7 protein-coding genes, 1 tRNA gene, 1 rRNA gene and 1 pseudogene (1 of these 10 running past the window's edge) are annotated in these 8,571 nt (G+C 56.3%); 6 read left to right on the plus strand and 4 right to left on the minus strand.

Annotation, left to right across the window (positions count from 1 at the left end; all coding sequences use genetic code 11):
- The 3 genes and pseudogenes from VZP09_RS23675 to VZP09_RS23685 all read right to left on the minus strand — a co-directional run.
- Window positions 1-93, minus strand: a pseudogene (locus tag VZP09_RS23675) (efflux RND transporter periplasmic adaptor subunit); it reaches 1,170 nt to the left of the window's first position.
- 44 nt (window positions 94-137) lie between these two features.
- A complete protein-coding gene (cusF, locus tag VZP09_RS23680; protein ID WP_025983237.1) occupies window positions 138-482 on the minus strand; it encodes a cation efflux system protein CusF in 345 nt (114 codons plus the stop codon).
- A 17-nt stretch (window positions 483-499) separates the two neighbouring features.
- The gene (locus VZP09_RS23685; protein ID WP_064277577.1) at window positions 500-1,885 is read right to left on the minus strand and encodes an efflux transporter outer membrane subunit; all 1,386 of its coding nucleotides are present in this window, start codon (window positions 1,883-1,885) and stop codon (window positions 500-502) included.
- A 172-nt stretch (window positions 1,886-2,057) separates the two neighbouring features.
- Here VZP09_RS23685 and cusR point away from each other — a divergent pair, with 172 nt between their 5' ends.
- The 4 genes from cusR (at window position 2,058) to kacT (ending at window position 5,077) form a co-directional block, all read left to right on the plus strand.
- Complete coding sequence (gene cusR, locus VZP09_RS23690) at window positions 2,058-2,741, plus strand: copper response regulator transcription factor CusR (RefSeq protein ID WP_002887273.1); 684 nt, start codon at window positions 2,058-2,060, stop codon at window positions 2,739-2,741.
- On the plus strand, window positions 2,731-4,164 hold the full coding sequence (locus VZP09_RS23695) for a Cu(+)/Ag(+) sensor histidine kinase (RefSeq protein ID WP_032415907.1): 1,434 nt from the start codon (window positions 2,731-2,733) through the stop codon (window positions 4,162-4,164). Before cusR ends, VZP09_RS23695 begins: the two co-directional genes overlap by 11 nt.
- Before the next feature lie 102 nt (window positions 4,165-4,266).
- Window positions 4,267-4,533 (plus strand): type II toxin-antitoxin system antitoxin KacA, encoded by a 267-nt coding sequence (gene kacA / locus VZP09_RS23700; protein WP_002887278.1) that lies wholly within the window; start codon window positions 4,267-4,269, stop codon window positions 4,531-4,533.
- A 10-nt stretch (window positions 4,534-4,543) separates the two neighbouring features.
- Window positions 4,544-5,077: a type II toxin-antitoxin system toxin KacT gene (gene kacT, locus VZP09_RS23705; protein ID WP_004178461.1), complete on the plus strand. Its 534-nt coding sequence runs from the start codon at window positions 4,544-4,546 to the stop codon at window positions 5,075-5,077.
- 47 nt (window positions 5,078-5,124) lie between these two features.
- Here the strand turns inward: kacT and VZP09_RS23710 are convergent, their stop codons facing one another.
- Window positions 5,125-6,246 (minus strand): ribosomal protein uL16 3-hydroxylase, encoded by a 1,122-nt coding sequence (locus VZP09_RS23710; RefSeq protein ID WP_012737335.1) that lies wholly within the window; start codon window positions 6,244-6,246, stop codon window positions 5,125-5,127.
- A 591-nt stretch (window positions 6,247-6,837) separates the two neighbouring features.
- Here VZP09_RS23710 and VZP09_RS23715 point away from each other — a divergent pair.
- Window positions 6,838-8,377, plus strand: a 16S ribosomal RNA gene (locus tag VZP09_RS23715).
- Window positions 8,378-8,462: 85 nt separating this feature from the next.
- Window positions 8,463-8,538: transfer RNA gene (locus VZP09_RS23720), tRNA-Glu, on the plus strand.
- The last annotated feature ends 33 nt before the right edge of the window (window positions 8,539-8,571 follow it).

Genomic DNA, 8,571 nt, shown 5'->3' on the forward strand with positions numbered 1-8,571 from the left:
AGNNNNTCTGGCGTACAGCGCCGCGGTAAGCGCGCCGCCAATCAGCATGCTGCCGAGGATCAGCGCCGTATTTTTCAGTGTCAGGGATGCCATGTGTCGTCCATTCAGTTGTTGANNNNCCTACCGTCGCCGGGCCGTTATTGGGCGCGGATATCCTGTAACAGCGACAGATTGCCCTGCTGAACGAAGGTGAAGTCCACGCTGTCGCCATCCTTCACATTGTTGAGCTGCGTCTGCGGGGTGATGGTGAAGCGCATGGTCATCGGCGGCCAGTTCACCGCCGGGATGGCCTCGTGGGCGATAGTGATTTTTTTGTTATCCATATCAATAGCTTTAATGACGCCTTTGCCGCGGATGCTTTGCGCCTGCGCGGCGGCGGGCTGCTCGTGCATCGCCATACCGGCGTGCGGGTCGGCGGCCTGGGCGGCGAACACCGCGCCAGAGAGCAGGGTGAACAGGGTTATTTGAGATAGTGAATTCATCATCAAGACTCCTTGGGTTATTCCATCCAGCCGCCGCCGAGGGCGGTGAACAGGGTGATTTCATTAGCCTGACGGGAATAGTTGAGTTCCAGCAGGGTTTGTCGGGTGGTGAAAATATCGCGCTGGGCGCTCAGGACTTCGATATAGCTGACCGCGCCGTGGCGATAGAGCGCGGTGGCGCGCTGCAGGGTGATATTCAGCGAGGCGAGATAGCGCTCCTGCGCGGCAATTTGATCGGCCAGGCTTTGGCGCTGGGCCAGCGCGTCGGCCACCTCTTTAAAGGCGGACTGGATTTTTTGTTCATAGTTGACCACCTGCTGCTGCTGGCGGATCTCCGCCAGATCGAGGCTGGCCTGATTACGCCCGGCGTTGAAAATCGGCAGTTCGATTTTGGGAATGAAGTTCCACATCGCGCCGCTGGCGTTAAACAGGCTGGAGAGTTCGCTGCTGCTGCCGGAGAGCGAGCTGGTCAGGGTGATCGACGGGAAGAAGGCCGCCCGCGCGGCGCCGATGTTGGCGTTGGCCGCTTGCAGGCTGTGTTCGGCTTCCAGAATATCCGGCCGCTGCAGCAGGATCGCTGAGGAGAGCGATGGCGGCAGGGTTACGCCTTGCAGGTCTACCGCGCTGCTGGCGCTATCGTCCGGCAGATGTTGATAGCTGCCGAGCAGCAGTTGCAGGGCGTTATTGGCCTGCGCCAGCTGGCCCTGACGTTTGGCGATATCGGCGCGGGTGCTTTCGATCATGCTGCGCGCCTGCTCCAGCGCCAGCACGGTGGTGCTCCCGGTCAGCAGCTGTTTTTCAACGAAGGCGTAAGACTGCTGATAGTTCTGCAAGGTGTCGTTGGCCACCTGCAGCTGCGCTGCCGCCAGCCGCTGGTTGAAGTAGCTTTGTGAAACGTTAGCAATCAACAGGATATGCACCGCGCGCCGCGCCTCTTCGCTGGCGAAGAAGTTCTGTCGGTCGGCTTCGCTAAGGTTTTTCAACCGGCCAAAGAAGTCGAGGTCGTAGCTGAGGTTTAAGCCGGCGGCATAATCGCTGCTGGTGGTGGTGTCGCCTTTGAGCTTGCCGCCATAGGTGGTGCTGCCGTCACCGTTCAATTGCGGGTAGCGGTCGGCGTCGGTAACCCGATATTGCGCGCGAGCCTCCTGCACTTTCAGCGTCGCCATCCGTAGATCGCGGTTGTTGGTCAGCGCGGTGCTAATCAGGCTTTTCACCTGCGGGTCGACGAAAAAGGTGCGCCAACCGATCTCCTGGTAGCCCGCTGTCGCAGTAACCAGCTTGTTCTGGCTGAGAGAGAACTGCTGCGGCACCGGCGCGGCGGGGCGCTGATAGTCCGGAGCAAGTGACAGACAGCCGGTTAAGGTAAATATCACGCTGAGGGTAAGTAGCTGTATTGAGCGCATGGCGGCAGANNNTTTCGACGATTTATCCATGGCGGCTACTTTACGTAGCGAGCTCTGTTCAGGGCGTGACGGGAAAATGACAAAGCTGTCATTTTCCTGATATTTCATTGCTATCCGGAGGCGCTCCTCTAAAATTGAATACCCGCACAAAGCGCGCGTGAAGGAGCCTGCCGTGAAGATTTTGATTGTCGAAGATGAGAAGAAAACCGGAGAGTACCTGACCAAAGGGCTCACCGAGGCCGGCTTCGTCGTCGACCTGGCCGATAACGGCCTCAACGGCTATCACCTGGCGATGACCAGCGATTACGATCTGCTGATCCTCGACATCATGCTGCCGGATGTGAACGGCTGGGATATCGTGCGCATGCTGCGCGCCGCCGGGAAAGGCATGCCGATCCTGCTGCTTACCGCGTTGGGCACCATTGAGCATCGGGTGAAGGGGCTGGAGCTGGGCGCTGACGACTATCTGGTAAAACCGTTCGCCTTTGCGGAGCTGCTGGCGCGGGTGCGTACTCTGCTGCGCCGCGGGGCGGCGGTCATCGTCGAAAGCCAGTTTCAGGCGGCCGATCTCAGCGTCGATTTGGTCAGCCGCAAGGTGACGCGCGGCGCCACCCGCATCACCCTGACCAGTAAGGAATTCACGCTGCTGGAGTTCTTCCTGCGTCATCAGGGCGAGGTGCTGCCGCGGTCGTTAATTGCTTCGCAGGTTTGGGATATGAACTTCGACAGCGACACTAACGCCATTGACGTGGCGGTGAAGCGGCTGCGCGCCAAAATTGATAACGACTTCGAGCCGAAGCTGATCCAGACCGTGCGCGGCGTCGGCTATATGCTTGAGGTGCCGGATGGCCGCTAAGCGCCCCTTTTCCCTGGCCACCCGGCTGACCTTCTTTATTAGCCTCGCCACCATCATTGCTTTCTTCGCCTTCACCTGGATCATGATCCATTCGGTGAAGGCCCACTTTGAAGAGCGCGACGTTCACGATCTCAGACAGCTCAGCACCACCCTGGAGACGGTCCTCGACCACGCTGACTACCCGCAGGCGCGGCGGCTGGAGATCGTGAAGAATATCATTGCGGGCTACGCTAACGTCTTCATCTGCCTGGACGATGGCCAGGGCAATATTCTGTTCCAGTCGCCCAACGGGCCGGATCTCAGCCATATGCTGAGTACGCCGGGGCTGGCGATGCAGCTCCGCGACGGGAATGTGATTTCATGGACCGATCCGCAGCCGCGGGCAATGGCGCACGATAATCATCCAATGGAAACCCGCGCCTGGCGGCTGATCATGCTGCCGCTGGGCAAGCAGGCGGACGGTAAACCGGCGTACCACCTGCTGATGGCCTTATCCATCGATTTTCACCTGCACTATATTAATGAGCTGAAAGCGAAGCTGATCTCCGCGGCGTCGATAATCAGCCTGCTGATCATCGCCATCGTGCTGTTTGTGGTCTACCAGGGGCATAAGCCGATCCGCCAGATCAGTCGCCAGATCCAGAATATTACCTCGCGGGATCTCGATGTGCGCCTTGACCCGCAGGCGGTGCCTGTCGAGCTGGAGCGGCTGGCGCTGTCGTTTAACCATATGCTGGAGCGCATAGAGGATGTCTTTACCCGCCAGTCCAACTTCTCCGCCGATATCGCCCATGAAATCCGCACGCCGATCACCAACCTGGTGACGCAAACTGAAATCGCCTTAAGCCAGAGCCGCAGCCAGCAGGAGCTGGAAGAGGTGTTGTATTCCAATCTCGAAGAGTTCTCGCGGATGTCGCGGATGGTCAGCGATATGCTGTTCCTCGCTCAGGCGGATAATAACCAGCTGATCCCTGAGCAACAGGCGCTGGATCTGGCCGAGGAAGTGCATAAGGTGTTTGAGTTTTTCGAGGCGTGGGCGGAAGAGAAGGCGGTGGCGCTGCGTTTTGTCGGTAGCCCCTGCCGGGTGACGGGCGATCCGCTGATGCTGCGGCGGGCAATCAGCAACCTGCTGTCGAACGCGATTCGCTATACGCCGGCCGGGCAGGCGGTGACCATCCAGTTGAGCGAAAGCGCGGAGACGGTACGCCTGGTGGTGGAGAACCCCGGTACGCCGATTGCCGCCGAGCATCTGCCGCGGCTGTTTGACCGATTCTATCGCGTCGACCCCTCGCGCCAGCGCAAAGGGGAGGGCAGCGGCATCGGCCTGGCGATTGTGAAATCGATTGTCGGAGCCCACCACGGCAGCGTGGCGGCGCAGTCCGATCTGCGCTCGACGCGGTTTATTGTAGTGTTGCCGAAATAGGCGCAATCCGCGAGTGATAGTTGAGTATGTGGCTTTCTGTCGCTATATTAAATGTACGGAAAATAACCGTACATGAAGTTTGCAACAGGCCGGAGATAACGTATGCCCGCACTTAAAAAGCAGCGTATAGATTTGAGATTAACCGATGATGATAAGAGCATCATCGAGGAAGCTGCGGCAATTTCGAATCAGACGATTACCCAGTTTGTGGTTGCCAGTGCCTCAGAACGTGCTGCGGAAGTGATTGAGCAGCACCGCAGAATGGTCCTCAATGAGCAATCATGGAGCCTGGTGATGGAGGCGATTACCCAACCGCCAGCCCCGAATGATCGACTGAAACGTGCAGCGAAGCGTCTACAAACCAGGTAAGGTAGAGCTAATGGAGCAGCAACTGACGATTGAGATGATTGCCGATGCGTTCAGCTACGATATCACTGGATTTGATTGCGGCGAGGAAGCGCTGAATACGTTTTTAAAAGAGCACCTCAAGCGGCAGCACGATGGACAAATCTTAAGGGGTTATGCGCTGGTCTCCGGGGATACCGTTCCCAGGTTGCTGGGTTATTACACCTTATCGGGGAGTTGTTTCGAGCGAGGCATGTTGCCGTCTAAAACTCAGCAAAAGAAAATCCCGTATCAAAATGCGCCAAGCGTAACCCTCGGGCGGCTAGCCATTGATAAATCTGTTCAGGGGCAGGGCTGGGGAGAGATGTTGGTTGCCCATGCGATGCGAGTGGTGTGGGGAGCGTCTAAAGCCGTTGGCATCTACGGATTGTTTGTTGAAGCCCTTAATGAGAAGGCTAAAGCATTCTATCTTCGTCTGGGGTTTATACAGCTCGTGGATGAAAATAGTAACTTACTGTTTTATCCGACCAAATCGATTGAACAGCTCTTTACTGACGATGAGTCATAAAAGAAACCGGGCAGCGCCAGGCGGCTGCCCGCAGTATCGCGACTCTCTTACTCTTCGAAGTACCAGTAGCCCTGATTAATCAGCCGCGTCAGTTCGCTCACGAACGCCTGATTCTGCAGGCCGCTGCCGAGCTCTTCCTGGCCTAATGAGGTATAGCGACACAGCGCATCCAGCGCTTCGGCATCGGTGGTGTCGAGTTGTTCGCTATGCACGAAGAAGCTGTCGCCGATATGCAGAACGCGCAGGCCGCTCAGGCGGGAAAGCTTTTCACCACCCAGCAGCGCATCGACCACTTCCTCTTCTTCATACGGTGGTTCCGCCGGCGCAATATCCAGCTCGTGACGCGGGGTGGTGACGAAACTGCCGAACCACTGCTTGAAGTCTTCCGGCTGGCGAATCATATCGATCATCATGGTGCGCAGACGTTCGAGTTCATACTCTTCAACCCGGCCCGGATGCTCGCGGCAGGTGAGGTCCGGATCGCTGTAGTGCTCGCCGCCGAGATCGTTCTCCAGCACATAGTCGGCGAAGCTGCTGATCAGGTCGCGGCCGTTTGGCCCGCGGAAGCCGACGGAGTAGTTCAGGGCGGTTTCGTGGGTTATGCCGTCGTGCGGGAATCCCGGTGGAATATAGAGGATGTCGCCCGGCTGCAGATCTTCATCAATGATCGGTGGGAACGGATCGACGTGCAGCAGTGCCGGATGCGGACAGAACTGACGCATCGGCAGCTTGTCACCCACGCGCCACCGGCGGCTGCCCATGCCCTGAATAATAAAGACGTCATACTGATCGATATGCGGGCCGACACCGCCGCCGGGGACGGAGAAGGAGATCATCAGGTCGTCCAGGCGCCAGTCCGGCAGTACGCGGAACGGACGCACCAGCTCGGCGGCCGGCATATGCCAGTGGTTTACCGCCTGGGCCAGCAGGGACCAACCGGTTTCGCCCAGCCCGTCGAAATGTTCAAAAGGACCATTGCTGGCCTGCCATTTGCCGTTTTTCAGGCTGACCAGCCGGCTGTCGACTTCCGGCTCCATGGCTAATCCGGCCAGCTCGTCCGGAGTAATCGGGTCGACGAAGTCCGGAAACGCGTTTTTTAATACCACCGGCTGTTTCTGCCAGTATTTTTCTAAAAACTCGGGCCAGTTAATGTTGAGTTGATAAGCCATCGATTATTACCAGTAAGAAGAAACGGGCCTGATTATAGAAATGAGGGCCGGGCGGGCGCATTGTCGTGGGTCAAGAGTGGTGCTTAATTCACCATCGGCGCGATAATGGCGTTGGGTAAGAGAGAAAAATCACATTTTTGCCAAAAACCGATCTTAGCGTAAATTGCGCTGCAGGCCNCATGAACACTGGGATTGCGCCTTTAATGGTAAGAAGATGAATTCGCGAAAAGTTCAAATAATGAGCGGTCGATAAGATTTTTCTATTTTAACGCTTGCTACTTCCGGCGAACTCCCTATAATGCGCCTCCATCGACACGGCNGATGTGAATCACTTCACACAAACAGCCGGTTCGGTTGCAGAGAAAAATCCTGAAAAACGGGTTGACTCTGAAAGAGGAAAGCGTAATATACGCCACCTCGCGACAGAGCGCTAAAGCGCGTCGCAACTGCTCTTTAACAATTTATCAGACAATCTGTGTGGGCACTCAAAGTGACATGGATTCTTAACGTCCTCGGACGAAAAATGAATACCAAGTCTCAAGAGTGAACACGTAATTCATTACGAAGTTTAATTCTTTGAGCATCAAACTTAAATTGAAGAGTTTGATCATGGCTCAGATTGAACGCTGGCGGCAGGCCTAACACATGCAAGTCGAGCGGTAGCACAGAGAGCTTGCTCTCGGGTGACGAGCGGCGGACGGGTGAGTAATGTCTGGGAAACTGCCTGATGGAGGGGGATAACTACTGGAAACGGTAGCTAATACCGCATAACGTCGCAAGACCAAAGTGGGGGACCTTCGGGCCTCATGCCATCAGATGTGCCCAGATGGGATTAGCTAGTAGGTGGGGTAACGGCTCACCTAGGCGACGATCCCTAGCTGGTCTGAGAGGATGACCAGCCACACTGGAACTGAGACACGGTCCAGACTCCTACGGGAGGCAGCAGTGGGGAATATTGCACAATGGGCGCAAGCCTGATGCAGCCATGCCGCGTGTGTGAAGAAGGCCTTCGGGTTGTAAAGCACTTTCAGCGGGGAGGAAGGCGTTAAGGTTAATAACCTTGGCGATTGACGTTACCCGCAGAAGAAGCACCGGCTAACTCCGTGCCAGCAGCCGCGGTAATACGGAGGGTGCAAGCGTTAATCGGAATTACTGGGCGTAAAGCGCACGCAGGCGGTCTGTCAAGTCGGATGTGAAATCCCCGGGCTCAACCTGGGAACTGCATTCGAAACTGGCAGGCTAGAGTCTTGTAGAGGGGGGTAGAATTCCAGGTGTAGCGGTGAAATGCGTAGAGATCTGGAGGAATACCGGTGGCGAAGGCGGCCCCCTGGACAAAGACTGACGCTCAGGTGCGAAAGCGTGGGGAGCAAACAGGATTAGATACCCTGGTAGTCCACGCCGTAAACGATGTCGATTTGGAGGTTGTGCCCTTGAGGCGTGGCTTCCGGAGCTAACGCGTTAAATCGACCGCCTGGGGAGTACGGCCGCAAGGTTAAAACTCAAATGAATTGACGGGGGCCCGCACAAGCGGTGGAGCATGTGGTTTAATTCGATGCAACGCGAAGAACCTTACCTGGTCTTGACATCCACAGAACTTTCCAGAGATGGATTGGTGCCTTCGGGAACTGTGAGACAGGTGCTGCATGGCTGTCGTCAGCTCGTGTTGTGAAATGTTGGGTTAAGTCCCGCAACGAGCGCAACCCTTATCCTTTGTTGCCAGCGGTTAGGCCGGGAACTCAAAGGAGACTGCCAGTGATAAACTGGAGGAAGGTGGGGATGACGTCAAGTCATCATGGCCCTTACGACCAGGGCTACACACGTGCTACAATGGCATATACAAAGAGAAGCGACCTCGCGAGAGCAAGCGGACCTCATAAAGTATGTCGTAGTCCGGATTGGAGTCTGCAACTCGACTCCATGAAGTCGGAATCGCTAGTAATCGTAGATCAGAATGCTACGGTGAATACGTTCCCGGGCCTTGTACACACCGCCCGTCACACCATGGGAGTGGGTTGCAAAAGAAGTAGGTAGCTTAACCTTCGGGAGGGCGCTTACCACTTTGTGATTCATGACTGGGGTGAAGTCGTAACAAGGTAACCGTAGGGGAACCTGCGGTTGGATCACCTCCTTACCTTAAAGAACCTGCCTTTGTAGTGCTCACACAGATTGTCTGATGAACGTAAAGAAGCAAGGCGTCTTGCGATTGAGACTTCAGTGTCCCCTTCGTCTAGAGGCCCAGGACACCGCCCTTTCACGGCGGTAACAGGGGTTCGAATCCCCTAGGGGACGCCACTTGCTGGTTCGTGAGTGAAAGACGCGTGCCGA

It is taken from the genome of Klebsiella sp. EMBS2024 (genome assembly GCF_036233805.1).
Taxonomy (GTDB): Bacteria; Pseudomonadota; Gammaproteobacteria; order Enterobacterales; family Enterobacteriaceae; genus Klebsiella; species Klebsiella pneumoniae.

Excerpts from the sequence above, each read along its gene's own strand:
- kacT (WP_004178461.1), top strand. The coding sequence starts at position 4,544 with ATGGAGCAGCAACTGACGATTGAGATGATTGCCGATGCGTTCAGCTAC.
- VZP09_RS23685 (WP_064277577.1), bottom strand. The coding sequence starts at position 1,885 with ATGCGCTCAATACAGCTACTTACCCTCAGCGTGATATTTACCTTAACC.
- cusF (WP_025983237.1), bottom strand. The coding sequence starts at position 482 with ATGAATTCACTATCTCAAATAACCCTGTTCACCCTGCTCTCTGGCGCG.
- VZP09_RS23695 (WP_032415907.1), top strand. The coding sequence starts at position 2,731 with ATGGCCGCTAAGCGCCCCTTTTCCCTGGCCACCCGGCTGACCTTCTTT.
- VZP09_RS23710 (WP_012737335.1), bottom strand. The coding sequence starts at position 6,246 with ATGGCTTATCAACTCAACATTAACTGGCCCGAGTTTTTAGAAAAATAC.
- kacA (WP_002887278.1), top strand. The coding sequence starts at position 4,267 with ATGCCCGCACTTAAAAAGCAGCGTATAGATTTGAGATTAACCGATGAT.